Below are 24,886 nucleotides of genomic sequence, written 5' to 3'. Positions count from 1 at the left end.
AATTTGATCCTATTACCACAAACCCAATTCCTGATAGCGCTGCCGTTTGGCTTCCAACTCTGTTGATTCTCTAGTCACACGCAGAGCATGTTTTAAGTATCCGACGGCGGCAGAATAGTCACGCATTTGCTCGCAAACTTGAATTAGTCGGATCAAAACCTGTGGTTTGCTCGGAGACTTACGATTGATTGTCTCTAGCGTTTCACGTGCTGCGGGGAAGTTGGCTTCCAAGCCAAACAAGGTTGCCAATAAAAAATCCAGTTCCAATGATTCGCCATCCAACGCATTAGCTTCCTTTAAGAGTATTTTTACGCGGTCAGTTTTTCGAAGGGTCAAAAACACCTTGATAGCGAGCAACCGTATCGCTTTGAAATCGGTGCCTTCAATGTTGCTCTTAAATTCGCGATCAAATGTTTCCTGAAACTCAAACAACCTATTCGCACGATAAAGTGCATTCAGATGCTGAAGCAGCGCGCCAAAGTCGTGCGTACGGGAGAATTCTGACTCAGCTATTTTTGCCGCTTTTAGGTAATCCTGCGTTTCCAAGGCATTAATTACTGAAGTCGACCAATCAGTAATTACATTTCCACTAGATGGTGAAATTGCGTATTGCGGGTTATTTAGTTGGTGCTGTCTTGCCAACTCAAAAGCGGAGCTCAGGGTTTCAATATCAGGGAATCTGTCCGATGGCTCTCTTGCCATACAGCGAAGAATTAATTCGTCAACTGAAATGACAATATTAGCGTTGATTTCGCTTGGACGCTTAAATGGTGCATGGCGCCGCACTTGGGACGGCGTGTCATGGGGAAGCTGTCCGGTCAGTAACTGGTACAAAAGAACACCAAGACTGTAGATATCGCCCCTCAGCAATTCTTCAAACGACCCTTTACGCGATACGCTATCCGAGAATTCGGGCGCGGCGTACAAAACCGTGCCGCCATTTTCTCTGGTACGGACATAAATTTCCTCTGGCAGCGCGGAGCTTCCAAAGTCGGTTAATTTCACCAAATCTGCTGCACCCACTAAAATGTTGTGCGGCTTTATATCGCCATGCGAGATGGGCGTAGGCAACGTTGCCAGAAATCCGACCGCATCAAGAACTTGTGCATACATTCCAAACAATCGCTCGAATGTGTTGCCAAAGTTTTGATTCCTTTGCTCCAGTTTTTGAGCGAAACTTTGGCTTGGAAAATACTCCATCTCGATAAAGAACCACTCGTTCTCTGGCGGAATTCGCCCCATATCGTAAATGCGAACAATATTGGGATGGGCATCTATTGTCAGGAGTTCTTTGCCCTCAGCAAGCAGGCGGTCGTCTTTTGTTAGATCCTTGGGTATCTTCACCGCCACGATCGCGCCATCAGCCAGTCTTTCGGCCCGCCACACCCAGCCATGACTGCCATCCCCTAGACATTCCAGCAAAAGATATTTATCGCCCAGACGTTTGTTGGTACCGGGCAAAAAATGCGCAGACTTTATATTCACAGCAACCTCTCACAACGGATCTGTTTCAGAAGCAAAACCCCACTGCGTTCAATATCAAAAATAAACCGACTAAACAGCACTGCTGTGTTACGTATTGCAGGCACCTGGGCGCCGACCGAAGATTTAAAGCCTTGGCGACATCTCTGCAGAAATACCTCTTTGTCCGGTGCAGAGACAACACCTTTGCTCCATGCCGAAAGAATCAGCACTGAAGGGACATTTCCCCACCTCATGGATGCTTCAAGTAGATTGCAAAGCTTTTCGTCGAGTTTTTTCTGTCCCCGATCAGTTCCATCGAAGCGTTCGAATTCAATTAATACATCCGGTGTTCGCTGAGAACGATTAAACCAGGTAGAGTCGGAACGAATATCCGCACCATGCGTCATAGGTACAGGACACTCAGTCACAGCCATAAAGCCAAGATCAGAACCAAGCTTATTCCAGGCACTGCAGCCAAGACTATGAACCAAGACATCTTGGTCGCGAACGCCCCAGTTGCTTAACATTGGATAGCTGTGATCAACAAAATCCAACGACGACATTTCGGCGCAGATACGCGCAGGGAGATCAGTCACCAAAACTTCCCCAAACGCGCAGAACCTCGGGCGATTCACCACCGTGAATTAGAGCTTTACCACCAACTTTAACCAAAAGCGGTGCTGGAATAGATCGGCCACAAACCAACGCCTCACCGGTTGATAGATTGGGTAATTCATCCAAATCGGCCTTGCTGACCATATCGGATGCCTTTGCGATGAAGCGCTGATCATCGGGGTTTTTTAGTCGCATGGTGATCAAGGTGTTGCACTGCGAAGTCACATCCGCATCCAGCTTCGATGGCCTTTGACTCACGATGGCAAAGCCAACGCCGAATTTTCGGCCCTCGCCAGCAATTTTCTTGATGATACGGTGGCTGACAGCATTTCCACCGGCAGGTGCAAAATTGTGTCCTTCCTCATAAACCAGAAAACAAGGACGGAGTGGATCAGTCTTACTAGAAGCTGCTCGAAGAATCTCGCTAGAGAGCAGTGCGCAGATGACCTGTTTGGCCGTATCACTCAACCCTTGCAGATCAATGACAACAAGCCGGCCTTGCTTATTCGAAGGACGTCCGACCATTTTGTAAATGTCGGTAGGCTCAGACATAGCGGCTGAATAGAAACTCTGCGCCTCATTAAGTACCCGCGACAATTTCATTGAGGTCACCGCCGCACTGCGACCGTTCAACGCTTTGCCTTCGGCTTCAGACAGGTCATCCCATTCCCTTAGTTCATCAATTCCGTCTCCCAATAAGTGGCGAAGGCGATTGATGTCTCGCGGCTCCGTCTTATCAGCAGTGCGCCAATAGCGGAGCGCAACATCAAGGACCCGCTGCTGTGGCTCGGTTAAGCCGGGCAGAATTTCCGCAACATCGTCCATTTCAAAGTGATCGAACTGTAAGGCAAGTTGGGTGTTCTTGCCGGCATACTTGTGTTTAAACGACTCGTTTTGCGGTGTATACACCTGAATCCCTGCTCCTGCATTTTGCAAGCGCTCTAATGTATCGCGGATTTTGGGAAGCACAGTCCGATCACGACTATCCTCAGCATTGGTAAGACCATCGGAAAAATTCAATGTCCCCTTGGATAGGGCCTTGCCGTACTCACCATGCGGATCAAAAACCACAACGGTCCCATTATTCAGTGCAACCAAACGTTCAATAATCCGGCCAACTGTGTACGATTTACCTGACCCCGTCATCGCCAATACAGCCATATGCTCGGTAACCAGCTTGTTTACATCCAGAAAGACCGGTACCGTGTTTTCACCACGTTCATAACCAACGAGATTTCCCAAGTGCAAACTGGTGTGTTCATTGAACTCGTAAAAGTCACTTAAAAACTGAAAATCCACCGTTTCAACGGCAGCGCCGGGGTCAAGTGGACGTCGCGGAATTTTGATCTGCCGTGAAACCGGGTCTCGATAGCCAACCAGTTCGACATTGGCATAGAGGTTCTCCCCCGTAACACTGGCACCGGGAAGCAATTCCAATTCGGTCACGCCGTCACCAAAGCCCGCATTAAAAAGCATGTTAGTTCGGGTGATCCGAGTAACTCGACCAAGTACAGGCACCACACCTTCATCAGCACGCTCCTGATGCATAATGCGAACAAACTCACCACGGCGCACCGAAAATGAATTCTGAACAACCATCGTCAGTTGTGAAGCATCACCGGTGTTGCCAACCAGTTTTCCAAGTACTTTATGTTTCATGATTCAAATCCTTCGTCGAGACCGGACAACCACGTGCTCTCGACGTCATTATTCCGTAGTGCTTCGTTTAATCCCTGCCGGTAGTAGGCGGAGAACTTTTCTAAAATATTCAATTGTTGTCGACTGAGCAGCTGTGGCAACGGCATGGCTTTCTTCTGGCTCTGCATGTCCAGAATCATCAGTCTTGATGCCACGGTATCCAACAAAGAGGCGTTCCAATCTGCTTCTTCACCTGCCAATTGGGCCATCTTGATTTGGCTTGCGCGTGCGCTACGGAAATGAAATCCAATAACACCTTGGCCTACTTCACTCGCGGGTTCCATCCGTGATCGGTTCTCAGTCATCCGAAAGGCGATGGTCCGAGCAAAATTGCCCAATATGCCGTTGATAAACCGAGTATCGCCAATACCCATCAAACGGTCTTCCAATCCCTCAAACATTGATGTGGCCTCCGGTACAAACCCATCTGCCGTCAAAATGTGCTTGCGACCGTCTTCGGTGCGTAAATCCTGCCGCGCAATACTGACGATGGCGGAAAACCGCTCCGCCAAAATGCTGGCGAGCACCGGACCATCCGGATTCCAAGGAAATAGATCCTTTCGGTGGTTCTGCCAAAAGCGTTCGATGGCATCCCGCGTCTTCTCATATTCGGCCCAATGCCGCACATTCCGCTTCAGCGGCACCATATCGCGATCAATAAATAGCGGCGTATCGATCAGGATCAGATTGGCACTTGCTCCTTGCTGCAATAGCCGCTCGACGAGGGCATAGCAGTGACGCATCTCGACCAAATCCAAGCGTTTTCGTTGGGCCTCAAAGTCAATATCATCCAGCTCGGAGACTGAATCAGATCCGGTGGTGCTAACCTTATTATCCTGTATTGCAAGGTCAGTCCGTACCGCTGCAGACGCGTAGATAAAACCACCCAACGCCCGGTGAATGCATGAATGACTGGCAATGCCTGAAACGGTCAGGTTTACCACCGACGGTGCTTTCACTGCTTTAATTAGCCCGGCGTCTCGGAACAAGGGGGCTACCTGTTCAATATCGCGAATCTGCTTTAGCAGGCGACCTGCGCTGCCAGGCAATCGCAATTGGCTATCGATAGCCAATGCCTGTGCGAGATTGGTTGTCTTCATAGGCTAGGCCTCTCCCTTCAAATTTTCTGCAAATGGCCAGTATCTCGAAGCACGCAAAAATGCCAAGCCGGTCTCGGTTAAGCCCATGTCGTCTATCAAACCTTCACACCGTAAACGATGAAGACTTTCCGGCAAATCAAAACTAGCCAAATTCAACAAGGGTACCGCATACCCAAGCAGTCTATCCGACAAGCCGTCTGCTGTAGCCAGACCAAACCCATAGCAGCAAACCAAGACGGTGATATCTTCGGGATGTAAGGGCTCTGTCTGCGGCTCGTCCCTTGCTATGGTGGCAGACGGTTTTCCTGTGTATTTATCGAGTTCGGCAAGGAAAGCCAATACCTTGTCCGCGTGATCCAGCAAGCTAATGGACCAAAGGGGCAGTGTCGTAACCGCAATCAAGCCACTGTTGGAATGTGCTTTCCAATAACGAGTATGGCAAGCCAGATTATCTAATGACGAGTTGGTAATGCAGTCACCATCAGAACCCAGCAGTTGGTGCGATAGCTCTCCCGCGAGAATCGTCTCCAAAGACGTTTGATCGGCATTGGCAAGCGGGGAAGACTTAAACTCAATCACCCAATCCAGAAAAGGGAAAATACTCCCCTCCTTGTAGGGTGGCAGCAAAAGCAGTGTGCAGCCGGGCTGACGTCCCCACGTTATGCTTTCCGCTTGCTGCTCTGGCGATGCCTGCAACTGCTCACCCGTCATTAAAACAAACCCCTCCTTGGGAAATGTCTGCTCCGATGAGGGCGAAATGGCCAACAGGCTTGTTAAGAATCGGCCTCGGCGATTGGCTTGCAGTTCCGGGGTCAGATAGAGATTCACGCACCGGCCCCAAAATAAAGCTGCATTTTCAAGATACCCTTGTTAACCAGAGCTTCTTGTACAGATGGCGTAAGCGTTGGGCTCTTGCCTTCAGAAATTGCTTTCGCCAAAAGCTGCCAGTCCGCATAGTCAAGCCCGGTGCCACTCAATAACTGGGTTGCTTTGTTTTCCCATTGAGTGCGTCGCACATCCAGTGTCATCTGCAGATCGTGCAGACTAAGAGTCGACACTGCATTTAGTGCAACCGGTTCTGGCTTGGCTTCTTTGCAGGCAACAAACAAAGGGGTTAGAACCGGAATATATTGCGAATTCAGCGCCGTCACCATGGTTTCACGGTGTGTTTGGATCGCGTTTTCGATCTTGTTAATCGCACCGCCAACAACATTCAACTGAGTTTGCAGCGGGTTGAGCAAACGATCCGGTACATCGCGGATAGCGCTGAACTGACCCTTGCGTGCCTGTTCTCTAAATTTCTCGCGTTCACTCTTGGCTAAATCCGCCAAATCTTCAAACGCATCGCCAATTAACACCAGCTTCTGAGACAGGTCACTGGCTTCCTTTGCGTGGTCGGATTCGGCATAGTCAGGGGGCAGTGGATCTAGCATACGGCCAGCTTCGGTACAGCGCGCCTTGAGATCAGCGAGATAGTCTGTGACTTTGACAAACTTTTCCTTGCCCGCACGGTAGGCACTCAGAATATGCCCGACATTTTCTGTAAAACCAAGTTGGGAGCCAGTGTCGATGTTGACGCCAGCTTCCTCGGCCAGCAGGTGCAAGCGCTCGGCAGCCTTATCCAACTGCAAAGAACGCAGGTAGTGCAATAAAGTGTCCGAACTGGCAGTGCTTTCGGTCGTTGTGGTGCCACTGTCGTTCTGCTGTTGCAGGGCGCCATCGAGAATGTTGGCCACCGTCTGTAAAGACAGCGTAAACAGACTACGTGGAAATAACACGAGCCCCTGCGCATCCGAGTCAATATCCGTGATCAGGTCGTTGATGCGTTGCTTGATTTGCGACGCCGCCTTATCCACGTATTCCGCAAACAATCGAGCTTGTTCAATGCGCAGATAGAGTGATTGCTCCTTATCGTCGAGACGTAAAGTATTGATGTTGCCCAAACTGATGACAGGCCCAATCTCTGGCTTGACTCGGGCCACCCGTTGCAATACTTCGGCACGTCCGGCAAGTAGAGCCGGTAATTTTTCGGCAATGGTATCCAGAGCATCGCCACCCACCTGGCTCAGTGCCTCTTCATCGACCTTGAGTTTCTCGAAGGCAGTGCGTGCTGCTTGCAGTTGATCGTTCGCCTCCACCGTTTCTGTACCGATGGGCGACTTGCCCAAGGGTGCAAACAGACCAGGGATACGGTCATAACCAAAAACCCGCTCCAATTTTACGACTGTGGCCTTGTAGCCATCGGCTGCATTGCCATCAAACCAGTTTTTTGCCTCGACAATGGCATTGTCCAGTTTCGCGCGCGGCAAGGTTTGCCACTTGGCCACACTGGCGGTAGCATCCAGAAGTTGCAGCAGATGCAACTCCCCACACCACCACATCCAATCATCGAATACATTCTTCGGTGTCACCCCGGCATGCGATAGATAACCCCAATACCAATCTCGCTTGGCTTTCTCCAAAGTCCAGTCCTGCGAGATGGCCGGATTGGCAATGCGAGCCAAAAAGTGTGGTAACTGCACTTGCGCTTGTTGTGGATTCGCCAAATCGGAGAATAAACCGGCGTGTTCATCCTTGCCATAACCAAGGCTCAGGAATTTATTTGGCAAGGCCAAACGCTGCATCAAGGACGCAACTTCTTCGCCATCGATGCCATGCCGGGTTTCCAAATCGTTCAAGCTCGAAAGTCCAGGCTCCCGAACGGCGAATAATGTCCAGGCTCGCAACAACAGATCACGATCTTGCATATTGATCTTGCCTGTCGGCCTCAACGGCCAGGCAATCAAACCGCGTTCGTTCAAGCGGCCGCGCCATTGGTTTATGGCCTGATAAGTAAAGTCGCGCAGGGCATTGAGCTTGTTTTTAAACTTGCTGGTAAATCGAGACTCATCCAGCGACAAGCCCTTACACTGTTCCGGTAATAGACCAATGCGTTCGAGCTGATCGACTTCGCTCGGATTCAGGTAATAAAGTAAGAGATCGTCTTTGAGCTTCTCGCTGACATCGCCCCGATTGTATTGCTCCATCAAGTGCGTCGATGCCGTAAAGGCCATTACGGGGAAACGCCCTTCATCGGCGTGGCGCATCGCCGCGTATTGATGCAAACGATCCAGTTCGTCACGCTTATTCACCCAGGCAAACCACGCCAGATTATCCGGATGCAGCTTCAAAGCATCACAAAACACCAAACCACCCTTTTGACCGGCACCTTGCCCGCGTGAACTGGCTTGAATACTCAGGTTCTCTTTGTTGCTGAGTGCAGGTTGAGCGTATTGCCAGTTCTTGTCCAGCAAACGCATCAGCCCGATCAAGCGTGCAGTCCAGCGCAGCCCAGGGTTGTGGCTGCTGGCCTGCAAAAAGGCTTTCATCGCAGTTTCATGCACATCCGCATCAGCCGGGTCGCGGAAAATCATCGAGTTGTGCTGCTGATTGCGATAGCGTAAGTCCAGCCGCAACAACATGGCCACACTGGGGCCAATGTGCGTCGCCTCATCATCCGGCACAAACGGATCACTACCAATCAGCTTTTGCCACAGCGCATCGGCGGCAAATTCCACTGCTGGATGGTCATACAACAAGCTCAACAGATGCTTGAATTCGCCCCGTGATAGTGGCAATAACAAAACATCTTTCTCGGGTTCATTGATGGCAAAGGTGCGCAGGTTTTGCAGCAAGGCAGTCAAACTCAGTGCTTGTTCTACAGCGGGGTATAACCATTCGTCCTTCTCGCGCTTGAACTTGGCGTCCTCCAGGGCTTGGCGGCACTTCAGAGCATCGTAGGGGATTTTGCGATACAGACTGGCAACGGGTTCGCCATCTTCATTGGCCAGCGATAACAGCTCTTTACAACGCGGCGGGCATGCGTTCAATGCCAGTGGTAGCTGACCATAAAGCAGCGCTTGTGCCACGGTGCGCAGATCGTGATCCGTGGTTTTGATGCCTTCAATGGCGTGTTTATCCAAGACATGCTCAGCCACCCGGCCCGAGCTTTCCGTGACTGCATCGAACAACTCACCAATCGCAGGCAAAGGCTTACCGGCCATTTCAAACTGGGCCAACACCGCATCCACATTGGCCATAATCACATTAAACCAGCCAAAGTTAGCGCCGCTCATGGCGTAGGCAGCTTCCACCAACCCGGTGGGGTAATCGTGTGCCAATTTACGCTCGGTTTTGAGCTGCCCTACGTAATCCGACACATCGGCAAAGGCGTTATGCTCGAGTTCCACCAATTCAAAACGGCGTGCCACCGACTGAATTTCGCGCAATTGCTGCCCCAAAAGCGGCGAGCATAGCGCCACATAGCGTAGCCATGGCAGCTTGCGGCGCGGATCTTCTTCTTTAATGGCTTTGCCAATCAAGCGGATGGCTTGTCCATCCAGTCGTTTGGCATCGTCTTGCTCCAAGCCAAAGGTCGCGGCTTCGGCTACGGTTTCCAGCTCGTCCAACACCACCAGCACGTATTCGATGCCAAATTTTTGCAAGTAGATATAGGCGCTTTGCACCAAGCGCACCACCAGGCCTTCTTCTTCGTACAGGGCTTCTTCGCTGTAGTTTTGGTGAAGTTCAAGGCATTGAGCCAGCTGCTTGGCATCAAATCCGGCCGGGTTCAAACGATGTAGCGCCTGCTCTGCAATTTTGCTCTGGATCGAACCATCAAACTTGCCGGTTGCCAGTGGCAACAGTGCCTTGTAAAGACCATAACCAAACCAGTTGTCTGAGTTTTGGTAGTCGGATGCCACTTGTGAATAGCGGATGTACAACGCCAGATAGTTATCTTGGGTCGTTTGGTCGAACAATGCCTCATCTTTTAGCTGATTATGTTCGTCACGAATGTACCAGCCTTTGGAGCAGCCGTTGATTTGGGCAATCAATTCATGCCCTAACCGCGACTTACCGCGCCCCCATTCAGCCTCAACGGCAAACACATGCGCGAAATGATCGGCATCTTGATCGACGGTGTGAATAAAGGTGCGATAGCGTTTAAAGAAACGGCTTTGTCCCACCAACGGGTCGCGCGGTGGATAATCAGACACACCGGTCGCAGCCCAAGCATGGCGTTTGCTTAAATTGATGACCTGATCGTCCGTCAGAATGCTTTGGTTCGAATTCAATTAAATGCTCCCTCGCGTGATGAATAGCGCAATTCATCACGCCATTGTTCAGCCACTATTCTAATGGCTTGCCAAATATGCTTGCCTGTACGGTTGAAGACTTTGTTACCTGGAAGCCGAAAACAGGCATCGGCAAAATCGGGGTGAATCAAATACTGGCCATTTTGCCCGCTCGCGCCATCCTGATAGCGCCAAACCGTTTTTACCAGCAATGGCCCAATCATGCTGGCAATTGCTGTATCCAGGGATCCAGGCGTCGGGCGCTCAGGAAAACAATGCATCCCTAAATGATCCAGCACCCTCAGAATCAATTCCGCCAGATTACCGCAATACATTTCATCGCCTTCAGGGCCTTGAACCAAAACGCTGATCTGACTGGGTTGAACCGCATTCTGACCCGGCGACAATTCCAACAATAAGCCACCGCGTGCTTCCGCCGCCCAGTTATATTGGGCATAGGTCACCATGGCCAGCAATAATGCCCAAGGCTGGCTAAACACCCAATTCATCGTGGTAGTTGTATCCGGCGTACCCATGGGATTAGCCAAGACATACGTCGCATCGGCTGATACACCCGGCAACGCCAATAACCGGCCACCGGTCCAATTTTCGTTCGCTTGCATACCACTCGCATCAATTAGTGGCATCGCTGGCAAAGGGCCCGCTCGTCCTGACTGCAGCGCAAAACTCGCAGCCAGTATCCGCGCTAATCTGGGCGTGGCCGCCGCCTGTTCCAGACTGACGCCCAACAACTCCCGCTCCACGGCAGCATGGGGGCTGGTCGCCAGTTGGGCATCAGACAATGCCAATTCCACCCAGGCGGCCGCGCCTTGCAACTGCGTAATCAACTGCACTAAAACACCGCTATCCGGCATTTGACCGGCTTCTTGACAACGGGCTGCCATGATCGACAACCACGGTTTGCGAACCTCTGCTAAAAGCCCCAACAGCGCCAATACCAGCTCTTGATCATCACTCAACAATTGGCGTTGCTGAAGTAATGGTCGACTCAACACCCAACCGCTCGCCGTCGAATGCGCGATGTTCGTCAGTATTTCGGTCAACGCCTGCTCACCATCCGCCACGTAGCCACGAGCCACCACCCGCGATAATGCTGCGACGACCTGACTATTCATCCCTATACTCATCTGCGTTGTCTGCTCAGCGTTTGCGCGGCTTTTAATGCTGCCTTGCGCGCCTTTTCCTCTTCCTTCTTTTTGGCGATATAGGTATCGATAGCGTCCGTGTTGTAAGGCCAAAATAACTGGGTATAGGCCTCGTTGGGCGCTGGCACTAACTGATAAAATAATTTCAATTGCTCAGGGGAACCGACCAGCCAGGTGGGAATATACGGTTTTGCCATCAATGCCGAAAATCCGGTCGGCATGACGTGTTTGGCGATGATACTGATTGGAACCTTTGTCGCGATGGACGGTTGGTCGAGTAACTGTTCCAATAATTGCGTTCCGCCATCGATGTAACCGCCGCCTTTGTAGTGCCAGGCATCGCGATAGCCCGCAGGTTCGAAATGCCAATGTTCAATAATGGCTTGTTGATAGGCTTTAACACTGGCCGTCTTACAACCAACCTTCATTCGGCTAATAAAACCCAGGGCGTTGTAAGCATACGCATTGGCCAGGGCTTCTTCCAACGGCGCGTGAGGATGTTCAAAATGATTATTGGCTTGTTGATGCCAATGCCTTAGATAAACCGGTTGCGGCTCGCCTTGGGTCGCCAGAATCAATTCCAGCGTGGTAGCCGTCGATTCGACCAGATGGTGAAAAAATTCGTGATTGAATATCTCAAACACGATCAGGTGCATCAGGGTTTCGGCAGAAAACAACCTTAGCGGCTGACTCAAGCGCAACAGTTCGTTGTGATAATTCAGCAAGGGTTCGATCAATAAGTAAATCCCCCACTGATCTACCGGTGGCAAATGAAACGGCCGATAAAACGCCATGGCTTCAGCGGGTAGCTTCTGCCACGACAAACTGCGAATGCTTGAAGAGGCATCAAGCAAAGCTCCCCACAGGGCTTCCTGGCTAACGCCCGGAGAAACATCCTTGAACGAGTCTTTCAGTTTTTTGAGTTCTTCGCTGGTCAGTGGCTGCGACGCGTGCCGACCGGTGGCCTGTGCAAACGCTAGACTGTTATCCAACTCTTCCGGCCCCAAAAGCGAGGCATTGGACGGACGGTCGAAACGCTCGCCGTTATATGTCAAGCCGTTGCCTTGCAACCACGCAAACAGGGTGGGCAAATCATGATCGAGCCGGGGCGGCAAGCCGAATTTAGAATAGTTGCGAGAAGAAAGACTATCCATGTTGCCCGGGTACAAAATCAGGAATGGTCTGCTTGTTGAAGCAAACTGTAGAGTTGATCGAGATCGCTTAATAACGGTTGACCTTGACCATCGACACCGTCGGTTTTCAGGCGATTTAGGATGTGGCGGTCGGGTTGGTCGTTTCCGGCTTGCAGCGCATGTTCGGCGGCGATCAGCTCAACTTCGGTGACCTGGCCTTCAATGAGGGCTTCGACGAGGGACTTAGCAACATGGGTCAGTTGAGTTGCAATCTCGCAAGCCTTACCGGCTAAAGCGAGCTTTTCATCGCAGGCAAGCCATTCGTCCTTATCTTTATCTTGAAGCTCTGGCACAAAAATATCGAGTAGCGCCATGTCGTCTGGGTACGAATGGGCAGTGATGCCGCGAATGGTCGATTGAATCTGTACATATCCGAGCTTGGTAAGCAGATAAGCCCGAATATACGAGGCAGGAACCTGATTGCGATCCACGCGAAGCGTCATAACCTCCGTTGAAGGCAAAATGGCGGAATCGGAATGGACAAAGGTTAAGTCTTTGCCAATATAGGTTTTGTTGTGTGCCGCATTGCACATCAGGATGTCATAGGGTTTGAGGAATTTCTCCTTCTTGCCGGGCATCTCGACATCTCTAGGTGTACCACCCAAAAATGATGAAGAAAGATTGGTGACCGTGATTTGCTTACACGAAATAGCGGAGCTTGTTTCCGATTGTGTTTGGCCGTTGTAAATGGTTGTGCAAAGCTCTCCAAGGGGTTTGAACTTCTGTTGATGTAATCGTAGATAGTCGTCGACGACACCTGGATAAAAATGTGCATCCAAGCGCTCGCTCATGCGAGCAGGAGATACAAGGCGCACCCTTTTGGCAAAGTTAAGTGTTGACTGAGACGGAACAAGGGCTTGGTGGTATCGAGTGACTGAGGATTCAGTCTCCTTCGCCCAAGCTCGCAGCCGCTCAGCTTGGCGGACTTTGTCGCCGATGTATTTTTGTGCCAAGTCTGAAACTGACGGAACAATCAACGACCGAACACTTGGAAAATCGATAGCGGGTCGCGTTGCTCCATATGCTTCTCGCCAGATTGCAATCTGACCAGTGGGGCCATTCAAGTAAGCAATAAGAAAGTAAGAATCAAGCTTATCTGCCCTTGGTGAGAATCTGACCGAATGTTGGCTTATGTTGCCCGGCAAATGCTTATCGGTGACGACCGCAGATTTTCCGAATTTAGCTCCCGTTATGGTAAGTAACACATCCCCCGCAGCAAGTCGGCTTCTCGCCAATTTCTCGTCATCTTGATCTGTTATAAAAACAGCACCATCTGCATCCAATTGAAGCTCATCAACCTCAGAGGTCCGATAGAAGCGCACTCTGCCAGTTTCTAGATAGTTAGCGCCAAGTGGAGTTGCTCCACCAGCAACTTCACGCTTCTGATCTATCAATGAATAAAGCTCATTACCACACAACCTAGTAGTAATTTTAGAAATTTGCTTGGAAAAGTCCGGCTGGTAATGCCAGGGATCTATCCTTCTTGTTGAGAGATTTTCACTTTTGATTCGATAAATAGTCGGCATTACTCACCCCGCTTATAAGCGCCAACAATCTTGTCAAGGTCATTGGGCACACCCACCGAATAGTCCTCGATATTGTTTTTCACCACGTAGCCAAGTGTTTCGGCCACGGCCATAAACACATCGCCTTGCGGTTCGGGAAGGAATTGCTCGGGATGGTCCTTGCTGGCGTGGCGTTTTTGCAAAAACAATATCGAGGTTTTGGCGCCGGTGCCGGACAGCTTAAAGGTGTCGGCCGGTAGCGAGATCACTGCTTTGACGATGGCTTTGCCGCCGACAAATTGGCCGGTATTTTCGTCCTTTTTGCCCATGATGTATTCGCGCACATAGCGGTCGCCGGAGTTACATAACACGCCGTCCGGCAATACGATCAGCAACAGCCCGCCGGGGCGCAAGAGTTGCAGGTAACGGTCGATAAACAATACAGCAGGATCAATGGTGGCGCCGACCGGCTTCCAATGGCCTTTGCCATCCGGCTTACTGCCTAAAGCCAGACCGGAGGTGCTGGGATACAGATGGTATTGCGGTTTGTTGCCGGTGGAGACATTGCGTAAATCGGTGCGATAGCCGGGCCACTTGGGTGTACCGTTGTCATCCAAATACAAATCGCCGGTATCCTGCCATTTCATTTTTAGATGGTCGTAGTAAGCGTTGTAACTATCCACCACTTTTTCCGTGGGGCGAAAACCACCGAGCACTTGCTCCATCTGCGCTTCATAATGTTCTTTGGATTCCTTGCCCTTTTTGTCGTTGCTGAACTTGGGCGTGCCGAATGGCGGATTGGTACAGATCAAATCAAAACTGTTGGCTTTGAAGGCTTGGCTAGTCAGCGAATTGTCCGTGTAGAAAATCTTCGCTTTGGGCGCGCCTTGTAAGGCCATGTTGACCCGTGCCAACATCACCATCCGCGGTGCCGCATCGGCACCGGTAAAGGCGTTATCGCGTAGGGTCTGCTTGAGTTTGGCTTTTTGCGCATCGCTGATACCGCCCAGATGATCAACCACTCGTTCAATATGACTGAGCGCGACTGATCCAAAGCCAAATGAGCCGCAGGTGGCATCACAGAACCGAAAAGCCCCGGACGTCAGCCGCTCCATCATTTCGTTGTCTTGCTGGATATCATGCATGGCGATTTCGAGCATCGCTTGCTTGACGGGGTTGGGCGTGAGGTAAACCCCCAGGCCACCCTTGGACTCGAAATTGGCCCGCAGAAAGACGTCAAACACACGGCCCAATAAGTCACCGGCAACATCGGCCAAAGTGCCCACTTCCTTACCAGCAATCATACGACCTTGGTTGTCGGTGACTGGCCCCAGGTTTTGCATGGCTTCCAGCAGGGTTTCGTAGTTTTTGGGCTGAGCCATCCTCAAATGCGTGTCACTGGGGAAGATGGCATTGCGTTGGCCGTCGTCGCTAACCACTACATAATCGTCATGCCCTTTAAAAGCTTCAAATGCAGCCTTGATCTGCTCTACGGCGACACTGCCGTGCTTGGCAACGTAATTGAAGTCAAACACTTCGCGAAAGCGCTGTGTTTTACCCTCATGATCGGTAAAGCTTAGTTCTTCGCCATGATGGACCCGGAAAGTTTCCAGAAACAGCAGTTTGGCGACTTCTTCAATAATTTCGTTTTTGCCGTCTAGCCGATCTTTGACTGTATGAAACACTTGTTCGTGAAACATATCAAAACGATGCATCAGCCGAGTATAAATCCTCATCGACCAGCGAAAGGTAGGGTCTTTTTCTAACTTTTCGTAATTACGGATCAGCTCAATTGAGGGTACCTCGTCAACCGAGTGCGTGCCATCGCTACCATCGACGCCAAACAGACTGTAGCAGCGGGCATTCTTGTCGTCTTGCAAGTGGGCAAACACTGGCCAGTCACCATTCACACTGGCCAGTAATTCGTAAGCCAGTTGGTCCAGCTTGTCTTCGCGGGAATAGTCCCAATGACCTGGCTCCAGCGCAACCAGCAATACCGATGGCGTTTGATTACCTTGATCTTCACCCCAAATAAGACCAGCTTTTAAAAAGTCATGATCAGTATTGAGCGGAGTGTGTTCGGTATAGCTGAGGTATTGATTGCGAATTGCTTGGTAGCGTTGATCTAGGGTTTGTTCGGTTGCCATGTATTTTGTATCCTGTGATAGTCCATTAAGCCAGCTTCAACAGCGGGCCTTTTAATTCCAGTCGTGCATCGTGTTGAGCCGCGGCGCGCAACATCGGTTCGGTAACCACTCTGCCAGCTGGTAATTTACTGATCAGCTGCGACAGGGGCATTGGGCGACCGGCTTTTTCTAATAAGGCGACCAATTCGTCACCTAAATTAGTTTTTTCGTTAGTTTGGGCGCAATTTATTTGAAAGGCTTGTTCGCCGTTCACAGCCAGCTTGATATGCACGCTGGGTTGGCAAAGCAGCCAAAGTTTAACTTGCGCCATATTCCAGCCAAGTTGCTGCCAGGCCAGGCCATAGTCTTGCCATATTTGCTCTAACGTCATGGCTTCTTGTTTAAGATTGTTGATCACTGCATCAATCGTTGCTAGCTTGCTCATACTGTCTTATCCTGATGCTGGCTGACTCATTAATTCTTCGGTGCCTCATAACCAGGAGCAAACTCTGCGCTGGATACACCATACAGGGCCAAGTGATTTTTCAACCATAATCGATATTCCTTTCCTGGTAGCTTATGTTCGGCCGAGCAATCCACCAACCATTGACGCAATACGTATCCGGCGACTGCTGCTCTCAACTTGAGATGTAACAAACCGCCCGCCATACCATAATCGTTTTCGATGATCTCAGGATGCTCCTGATTGGGATGTGGTACCAGATCCAATTCGACGATTCGATTCCATTGAATGTCTGCACCCGATTGTTCATGCGACACAACCGGACTGTCTTCGACGAGATCACTTCTCAAAATACGCGTAATGACAAAGTCCAAAAATGTTTGTCGCTTCCGATCAAATGCGCGGACGTGCCAGCGCAAACCATCGTTCACCAAGGCGAACGGGATAATTTCTCGCGTCGACAATCCGCTGCTATGAGAGGTGTAATCGATGCTGACGACTTTTTGTTGATGTATCGCACGGGTAATCGGAGCCAGTATCGCCACGGATGGCTGGTTAAGCAGTTTCGGTAATTCACAAGTCAGCAAAAACTCGCTACCTGCCACGCTACCTTCACCGAATCCACGTGTTAATGCTGTCAATACACGTTCTGCGGAGTGAGTAAACGCCGGCGAGAAAGCTTTTCCAATCACATAGCATTTGGATTTGTTATCGAAATGGATATTGTCCGGGAACAACTCTCGATATTGTGCAAAGTCTCTCGTGGCAACAGCCGGTGCCACACCGAATCGTTGCATTAAATCCTGTCGGCCCACATCGCCCAAAAAATACAATCGAAATTCGATAAACAGCAAACGTTCACGCTGAGCATAATTCAGCGTATCAATCGTTGACTGGATTTGTTTGGTGTTATTCATGATTAGGCATTCTAAAGCGTTTGCCTTATAAAGCAACACTAATGAATAACTGACATCATCATAATGATGATGTACTATCTTGCTTGAATGTTTTTTAGCCTTTAGAACATAAGATGGATTCGAATGTTTTAGAACCATCGTAACTTGATGTGATAAATCGAAGTGCAACTTCGAAAACCCCCATCTGTATGGCTTGCGCTTTCTTATGATGCCCAATGTAAAACGGATACAGCCCTTAAGGATTTACACCAGTGAACAATAAATCGATTGGAAGAGAATTTGGTCAGCATGAACCGTTAACGACACGCTTACACAATCTGGTACGGAGTTACCCTAAAGGCCTGGGGATCCTCAAGGAGTTCATCCAGAATGCTGACGATGCGGAGGCCAGTGAAATAGTATTCGTCATTGACGAACACGAATACGACATTAGGGGGTTGCCTGACAGTATGTGTTGGTTACATACCACCCCTGCATTGCTGGTATATAACAATAAGTCCTTTAGTGACCGCGATATTTCAGGGATTCAGAACATTGGCCAAAGCGGTAAATCCCGCTCAGTTGGCAAAGCCGGTCGTTTTGGCTTGGGTTTTAACGGTTGTTACAACGTAACTGATGTTCCATGTTTTTTTACAAGGAACGAACTGTTCTTTTTTGATCCACATTTTTACACTGTTCCCGGAGCATCAATCGAGAGCCCCGGACGAAGCTTTTACGTTACCGAACTTATAGAGGCTGGATGGCCAATTCTAGATTCGCTTTCCGCAATTGTCGGTGATGGCAGCAATTTTGAAGGGACGGTTTTTCGGTTGCCATTTCGTAGTGCGGAGCAGGCTAATGCAAGCAGCATCAAAAAGGAAGAATATACAATCGCGGACGCGCTTGAGGCGGTGCAGGAACTAGCCCAAATGGGTTCCGCGATACTTTTATTTTTGAAATACGTTCGACATTTGAAAGTTGAACACAGAAGGCGTGACGGCTCTGTACTGTGCCTGTTGTCTATACAAGCTACCAATTCCAATGAAATCGTTCATGAAAGAGAAAAGGTCAATGCGATCTTAAATAATGCAGACCCTAATTTCATATTGGATCAACTTACGGAACTCGGAAGCATCTTTTCTAGCTGTCTCCACAAATATAAGGTTGTAAACCAAGGCGCTCAGAGAACAGAAACCTGGAGGGTGATCGACGGCTTCTTCATCGATGAAGACCAAAGGGTCATTAGCACTTGTCGTGAGATGTTAGAGAAAGGCGAGAAAGCAATTCCCTATGCAGGTGCTGCTTGGCCTCTTGACCCAAATAAAAAGATATCAGGGCGCATTTTCTGCTTTTTGCCAATTCCAATGCAGACAACTCTGCCTGCAATGATCAATGGTTATTTTGATCTGGATGATTCAAGACAAAATATATTTCTGGATCAATCGACCCATGGGGCTAGCCGTCTTCGCGTTGAATGGAACCAAATATTACTGGAGACCTCGATTACCCTTGCTTATGTTCAACTTATCGAAGAGATTAGATTTGATCTTGAATTGGTAGGTATTGACTCATATTACCGAGCTTTTCCTTTAGCAGTTACTAGCGAAGATGACTGGGAACAATGGCTTACCTTCGGCTTTTATCAGCAAGCCGCAATAGTTCCGATGATTAGGGCTGCAGGTGATATTCCTTGGTTAGAACTATCCGAAACTCGATCTTTGCCTGACGAGCTAATATCACTTGGCGATTTGTTGATCTCAGAACAGTTCCTTCCAATACAACAACCACAATTGCCTGCTCACGTGGTAAACGGATTTGCTGAATGCGATATTGAAATTACTCCGTTGCAACCCTCGGAATTAAGAACGCAACTTAAGGTACGACATGATATTGATGCCCCCCTTCATTTGGCTCCGAGAGCCTGTCTCCAAAAACGGGAAAACGTTGAAAAGATATTTCGTTTCTGTTTAAAAGACCAACCAGGCGAGAAGATAACTGGCTTACCGCTAGTGATTGATTGTCGAGGACATCTTCGCACAATTGGATTTACCGAATTACCTTTGTATTTGGCGAAGAACTCATTGGATCTCCAAATCTTTTGGGATTGTCAAGATTGGTTTGTCGACATGGAATTCGCTAATGCAGTAGGTTTGTCCGCAACAGATGATGCAAAGCTGCTTGATATGGATGACGAGTGCTTTGTCCAGGAATTAGGAAAATACGTTTCTAAAAATTCGCAAAATGGGCAGACAAATTTGAAAAGGAGTTCTGTAGGGACTCTAAGTGATTCCTGGCTAAGAACGGTATTTAAACGGCTACTTGATTGTGAACTTGGATGGCTCAAAGATGAATTAAAGTCGATTCCCCTAATCCCTGACCAACAGGGTGAGCTTCATGAGATGGGTTCAGCCGCCACACCACTTTTATTAGTCGGAGCCAAAGAATTAAGAAATGCACTCAATGAATTAAATATTCCTTTGGTTCAGGGTGTCAGCAATGAGTTATTCCAGCTGATTGGTGAATTTTCAAGAAAAGAAGATTGCATTTGGTATGTAACCCCAAGAGACCTAATTGACACTCTTGATTGTGTTTGTAACGAAACTCTTCAATCGTATGACCGCTTAACTGACATACACCGAGCTTTGCTTGATTACTTAAGTAAAGAGGAGTCTATTACAGTACTCCAGAAGCATACCGATAGGCAAGATACCCTTAAAAAGCTAAAAATCTTTCCATCTAGAACGGACCTGCTTGTAGACTTAAAAACCACCGCTTACATACCCCAAGAGTTTACGTTTCCGCGAATCGATTTAGATGTGATTTTACTTGATGACGGTCCCAAGCATCATTGGCGTGAACTTCTTTTGCTGCTTAAAATTCCAGAATTGTCTCGCTCCCGTCTTATCAGAGAATTATTGCTCCCAAGTTTCGATACTCTGAATTCAACCGACAGAATCATTGCAACTGCTTGGCTAAGGGACAATTTGAGTATTGCACAAAGTGAGGATGAGCAAGGAACAGATGCCAGCCTTTTTGAGGCTGTGCAAGGGGCACCGATAATTATCTGTGATGATCAAACACTGCGTCCACCACACAATGTGTACCAGCCTGATAGTAAACTCGCTGCCGACATACTTGGGGATCAAGCGTCATTTCCTGATATGACCGTAGCCTATGCGCAAAACAAAGAACGATGGCTTGAGTTTTTCCGTCAACTCAATATGCCGATTGAACCAAGAATTCGGGATGTAGTTTCTTACGTTCAAATGTTGGTTGATGAACCGCCCCAAAAAGCGATCTTTGACCGACTCCGGACAGTATTCGAATATATTAAAGAACGCGTTGATGTTGATCTTAAACATAATAAAGAGCTTTCTAATGAGCTTTCAGATGCAATCAATGACTTATCAGACATAGCCTGGATTCCCCTCCGAAATGAGTCAAAAGACCTCCTTTGCTTTTCCGCTCCGAAAGAATCGTATGGTTACCCAATAGAAGTCTATTTCCCTAGGGTCGGACAACTGGTAGCAAGCCAAGCTCCAATTGCTGATCTCAGAACCGAACCAAGCAAATTGGCTCGCGAAGCGATGGGATTTCCAATCAAGCCACCACTTGACTTAGTCGTAGACCACTTTGAAGAAGTTCTTGCACAATGCGCTCACGAGGCAAACTCGCCGCAGGAATCGCTAATCATCAAGGCACTTCCTCAGATTTATCGATTTTTCGGGGGCGTCATTCCGAAAGAGGTCGATGAAACCGACGAAATTGTTGGTGCCACATATAGCGATGGTACTTTAAACCTGGAAACCAAATTTTTCGACACTCCATGCATTTGGGATCAAGAGCAAAAACGGTTTTGGCGACCAGACCATGTGTTTTCAGGTGATGTTCGCTACATGGAACCTTGGCGGAGGACAATTCGAAATAGCGATGAAGCCGTTGAGAGAGGCTACACCGCCCTTGGGCGAAGACAATCACCTTCAATTTCCGTTTGGAAACAAGTACTGCAGGAAATTTCCGATAGCAAGATTGACATCTCACAAAGCGAGGTAAGCCGTGTTGTTCGGGAGGTTATACGCCGAATTGTCGACGACCTGGATGATGAAAAAATCGTAGATGACGAAGTATTGGTTCCGACTCGAAGCGGCATACTTTTGGCTGCAAAGACAGTCTATATTGCCGATGCGCCGTGGTATGAAGCGATGCTCGATTCCTGGGACATCCCAGTTCTTTCTGATTCTGTATCTGGAGTATCTCGTATACAGAGTTTGTTAAATATTTCTAGCCTTGCCGCTTCCATAAAGGAGCGACTTACTAAATATCCTGTTGGAAGCGTTTTAGAAAGGGAGTCTTCCGAATGTTTCCGTCTTCAATCTCTGCTACGTTCTGATGATTTTATTATTGGTTTGCAACGCTTGCTCCGTCATGAGGGACTTGAGGTGTCCTGTATGTCATTGGCTTTCCTCAAAGATTTAGAAGTTCGATGCGTACAATCTATCCAAACGTGCCTTTCTTTAGAAACGGATGACGGAGAGCGCTTTTTAGGCGATGCAGAAGCCGAATCGTATATTGATGAAGATGACATGGTAGCGATGCTTGCTGAACACCGTGGGAAATATTTTAGTGATGACCTAGCCGATCAAATCAACCGGACGCTGAAGGAAAATTCTCTTAGAAATCTAGCCCCTTTAGTGCGCATACTGGGTTGTTGTGCACACGAGATATCCGAGACACTGGATGCGCTAAAAATAAGGAGGTATGCATTGGATATTGAAGAAGGGCCTAGAGAACGGGCTGAAATAACCCCTCAGAACTTCCCCGAATATGATTTAGATTCAGCAGCGATTAGCAATGAAGCATTATTGCAAGAAAGTGAAGTCTTTCCTGGCCCAAGTTTAGATATTTATATTGAAAATCCTCATGAAGATCAGACAGAGTCAGCTCTAATTACTGAGAACAATACTTCGCAATCTAACCGTTCATATGAATCAACTACATCCTCGTCCGCCAAGTCATTCACAGCAGCGCCTTTGAATGACAGGCCAGCAGAAGCTCGTCATTTGGAACGCCCTGAAAATAATGAATCAACCCGATCTTTAATATCCGATATTGGCGATAGCAAGAGACAATATGTTGATATGGAGAAGGAATACTCTGGCGATATTACTCGTCAAACGGTTCAAAGCTCAACTAGTTCGAATCATCAATCTTCAGGGCAACGCCGGCTCGTTTCTTACGTATCGCATAGCAATTTGGACCAATTGTCGGAGCGATCAAGTGCAGCGGCTAATGAGCGGGAGCTCAAGACTGGAGAGATTGCTGTGGAACTTGTCATTGAGTATGAACGAAGTAAAGGTCGTAATGCCAGATCCATGGCCCATCAAAATGCTGGATTTGACGTCATAGCTGAAGGCGAAGATGGAAAGCGATTTATAGAAGTGAAAGGTACTGAAGCAGCGTGGGGTGAGCGCGGGGTTTATATGACTCCGGCTCAGTTTTTCTACGCTAGAGAAAATCCTGATCGAGATCATTGGTTATATGTTGTAGAAGGTGTACGTTCAAATTCCCCCAAGATTCACCTGATCCACAACCCAAGTAAATTGGTCGATCGCTTTGTGTTTGATGGTGGCTGGAAGCAAATTGCAGATAGCGATAACGCTAAGCAACTTGAAATTGTGGAACCTTCGCCCGGGGACGAAGTTTACTTAAATGGTATTTTTGTTGGGATGGTCGAAGCCACTCGCCCATTTGGAAAGTTTCCACTGGTGTTATATAGAGACTTAAATGGTGTTCAGCAGCGAAAGCTACTGGCAGATATTACGGTTCGTCCGAGGCAGGCGTGATGGCCCGCATATATCCTGAGCTAACAGAATCTATGTTGCTTGAGTTGTCCTCTCAGGCGGAAGCAAAAGTATATCGATGTTTTCGAGACTGTCTGAATGATGATTATCTTGTCATCCACGGAAAATCATTTATTGCACCTCGAAAAAACGGTGGTCACAAAGATGGTGAAGCCGATTTCGTAATTTTTTCAGCGAAACATGGACTTCTTGTTCTTGAGATTAAGGGTGGCGGCATTCGTTTTGATCCGGCGAAAGGCTGGCAATCAATTGACAGGGCAGGCGAAATTCATGAGATCAAAAACCCTGTAGCACAGGCTAAAAATCAAAAATACGCCATCCTCAATCAGCTTGGTTCTAATCGCGCATGGACTGATCTGCGTAAGCGAATGCCTTCGGGACATGCGGTTTTACTGCCTGATATCGAGTCAGTTAAAGAGCTGGGTTTATCGGAATGCCCAAATGAGATTATTGGGAGCAAATCTGCACTTGATCACATGACTGCTTGGTTAGATCAGATCTACGATTATTGGACGGGAAATAATGACACCCCTCTGGGTCTTGATGGGCTCAAAGTCGTCGAGCAAGTATTATGCAGTCCAGTCATTGTGAGACCTTTGCTTCGCGATATTCTTAACTTGGATGAGCAGCTTCGCATCAAATTGACCAATGAACAAGCCTCTGTTCTACGAACGCTAAGCCGCCATAAAAGGGCTGCTATCGTAGGAGCTGCCGGCACTGGGAAGACAATACTTGCCGTCGAAAAAGCCCGTATGATGCTCGAAAATGGCGCTAAGGTTTTGCTGTTGTGTTACAACAAGGCCTTAGGTGTCACTCTTCGTCGCCAGTTTCCGCAATCGGAATCTCTATTTGTATTTACCTTCCACCAGTTTTGCCACCATTGTTGCCATGAGGTTGTTAAAAATGGTTGGCAGAATCCTTTGGATAGAGTTCGGGCGGAAGTACCAAATGATGATCTCTATGAAGTTCAGCTTCCGTTGGCAGCGTTCTATGCGATCGAAGAGCTTGGAGATAAATTGCAATTTGATGCAATCATAATTGATGAAGGCCAGGACTTCGGTGAAGAATACTGGTTGCCAGTCGAAATGGCACTGCGGAATTCCGAGAAATCTTGGCTATACATCTTCTATGATGAAAACCAACGTCTTTATTCTCGCGTATCCTCTTTCCCAATCCCTGAGCCAGATACTTACCCACTTACCAAGAATTGTAGAAACTCCAAGCCAGTTCATGCCCTTGCGTACCGATACTACGAGGGAGAGCCAACTGACGATTCAGGTATCGAAGGCTTAAATCCTACACTGATTCCGTCCCCGACAATCGAAACTCAAGCTAAGCAGGTCGCTAGGCATATCACAAAGCTTATTCATGATGAGAGGTTAATGCCTGAATCAATCGCCGTACTCGTAGCCGGTCAACCAAAGGAATCATTTTACAACTTGCTCGAAAAGGAAACCTTACCCAAACCCGCAAAGTGGTCAAGGGAGGAACATTTTATTGCCAATGGTGTTTTGATGGATACGGTAAAGCGATTTAAGGGACTAGAACGCGATGTTATTTTTTTATGGTTGGATCAACAATCTTTGTCAAATGATTCCCTAATGTATGTGGGTATTTCAAGAGCAAAATCAATATTGTTTATCGTCAGTAATGCTGAATCGCTAGAGTTAATTAGTGCATAATTG

General features: G+C 48.4%; 14 protein-coding genes. 2 read left to right on the top strand and 12 right to left on the bottom strand.

Translation table 11 applies throughout. The features are described 5' to 3' along the window. Positions 1-12: 12 nt before the first annotated feature. From ACQE3D_RS17485 to ACQE3D_RS17430, 12 genes are read right to left on the bottom strand one after another with little or no spacing between them, the layout of a single operon-like run. Complete coding sequence (locus ACQE3D_RS17485) at positions 13-1,485, bottom strand: protein kinase domain-containing protein (protein WP_427551063.1); 1,473 nt, start codon at positions 1,483-1,485, stop codon at positions 13-15. Next, complete coding sequence (locus ACQE3D_RS17480) at positions 1,482-2,060, bottom strand: hypothetical protein (RefSeq protein ID WP_427551062.1); 579 nt, start codon at positions 2,058-2,060, stop codon at positions 1,482-1,484. The genes ACQE3D_RS17485 and ACQE3D_RS17480 overlap by 4 nt, the downstream gene beginning before the upstream one ends. Then, positions 2,053-3,738 (bottom strand): ATP-binding protein, encoded by a 1,686-nt coding sequence (locus tag ACQE3D_RS17475; protein WP_427551059.1) that lies wholly within the window; start codon positions 3,736-3,738, stop codon positions 2,053-2,055. Before ACQE3D_RS17475 ends, ACQE3D_RS17480 begins: the two co-directional genes overlap by 8 nt. After that, positions 3,735-4,877, bottom strand: coding sequence for a hypothetical protein (locus ACQE3D_RS17470; RefSeq protein WP_427551056.1), 1,143 nt, complete (start codon positions 4,875-4,877; stop codon positions 3,735-3,737). Before ACQE3D_RS17470 ends, ACQE3D_RS17475 begins: the two co-directional genes overlap by 4 nt. Positions 4,878-4,880: 3 nt before the next feature. Further along, positions 4,881-5,705, bottom strand: coding sequence for a hypothetical protein (locus tag ACQE3D_RS17465; RefSeq protein ID WP_427551054.1), 825 nt, complete (start codon positions 5,703-5,705; stop codon positions 4,881-4,883). Beyond that, the gene (locus ACQE3D_RS17460) at positions 5,702-9,991 is read right to left on the bottom strand and encodes a hypothetical protein (protein ID WP_427551053.1); all 4,290 of its coding nucleotides are present in this window, start codon (positions 9,989-9,991) and stop codon (positions 5,702-5,704) included. Before ACQE3D_RS17460 ends, ACQE3D_RS17465 begins: the two co-directional genes overlap by 4 nt. Next, entirely contained in the window at positions 9,988-11,127 is a 1,140-nt protein-coding gene (locus tag ACQE3D_RS17455) for a hypothetical protein (protein ID WP_427551052.1), read from the bottom strand. Before ACQE3D_RS17455 ends, ACQE3D_RS17460 begins: the two co-directional genes overlap by 4 nt. An 8-nt stretch (positions 11,128-11,135) precedes the next feature. Further along, the gene (locus ACQE3D_RS17450) at positions 11,136-12,311 is read right to left on the bottom strand and encodes a hypothetical protein (protein WP_427551051.1); all 1,176 of its coding nucleotides are present in this window, start codon (positions 12,309-12,311) and stop codon (positions 11,136-11,138) included. Between the two features lie 17 nt (positions 12,312-12,328). Beyond that, entirely contained in the window at positions 12,329-13,876 is a 1,548-nt protein-coding gene (locus tag ACQE3D_RS17445) for a hypothetical protein (protein WP_427551050.1), read from the bottom strand. Further along, the gene (locus tag ACQE3D_RS17440) at positions 13,876-16,002 is read right to left on the bottom strand and encodes an HsdM family class I SAM-dependent methyltransferase (RefSeq protein ID WP_427551049.1); all 2,127 of its coding nucleotides are present in this window, start codon (positions 16,000-16,002) and stop codon (positions 13,876-13,878) included. The genes ACQE3D_RS17445 and ACQE3D_RS17440 overlap by 1 nt, the downstream gene beginning before the upstream one ends. A 25-nt stretch (positions 16,003-16,027) precedes the next feature. Further along, positions 16,028-16,426 carry a hypothetical protein gene (locus tag ACQE3D_RS17435; protein WP_427551048.1) on the bottom strand — a complete coding sequence of 133 codons (399 nt, stop codon included), beginning with the start codon at positions 16,424-16,426 and terminating at the stop codon, positions 16,028-16,030. A 29-nt stretch (positions 16,427-16,455) separates the two neighbouring features. Next, complete coding sequence (locus ACQE3D_RS17430; RefSeq protein WP_427551047.1) at positions 16,456-17,361, bottom strand: helix-turn-helix transcriptional regulator; 906 nt, start codon at positions 17,359-17,361, stop codon at positions 16,456-16,458. Between the two features lie 251 nt (positions 17,362-17,612). Here ACQE3D_RS17430 and ACQE3D_RS17425 point away from each other — a divergent pair, with 251 nt between their 5' ends. Then, positions 17,613-23,183: a DUF3883 domain-containing protein gene (locus ACQE3D_RS17425; RefSeq protein WP_427551045.1), complete on the top strand. Its 5,571-nt coding sequence runs from the start codon at positions 17,613-17,615 to the stop codon at positions 23,181-23,183. After that, on the top strand, positions 23,183-24,883 hold the full coding sequence (locus tag ACQE3D_RS17420; protein WP_427551043.1) for an NERD domain-containing protein: 1,701 nt from the start codon (positions 23,183-23,185) through the stop codon (positions 24,881-24,883). The genes ACQE3D_RS17425 and ACQE3D_RS17420 overlap by 1 nt, the downstream gene beginning before the upstream one ends. Positions 24,884-24,886 lie beyond the last annotated feature (3 nt).

It is taken from the genome of Methylomonas sp. MS20 (assembly GCF_050275925.1).
In the GTDB taxonomy this organism is placed as follows: domain Bacteria; phylum Pseudomonadota; class Gammaproteobacteria; order Methylococcales; family Methylomonadaceae; genus Methylomonas; species Methylomonas koyamae_A.
The sequence above is the reverse complement of the archived record's forward strand: the minus strand, read 5'-3'. Positions and strand labels throughout refer to the sequence as shown.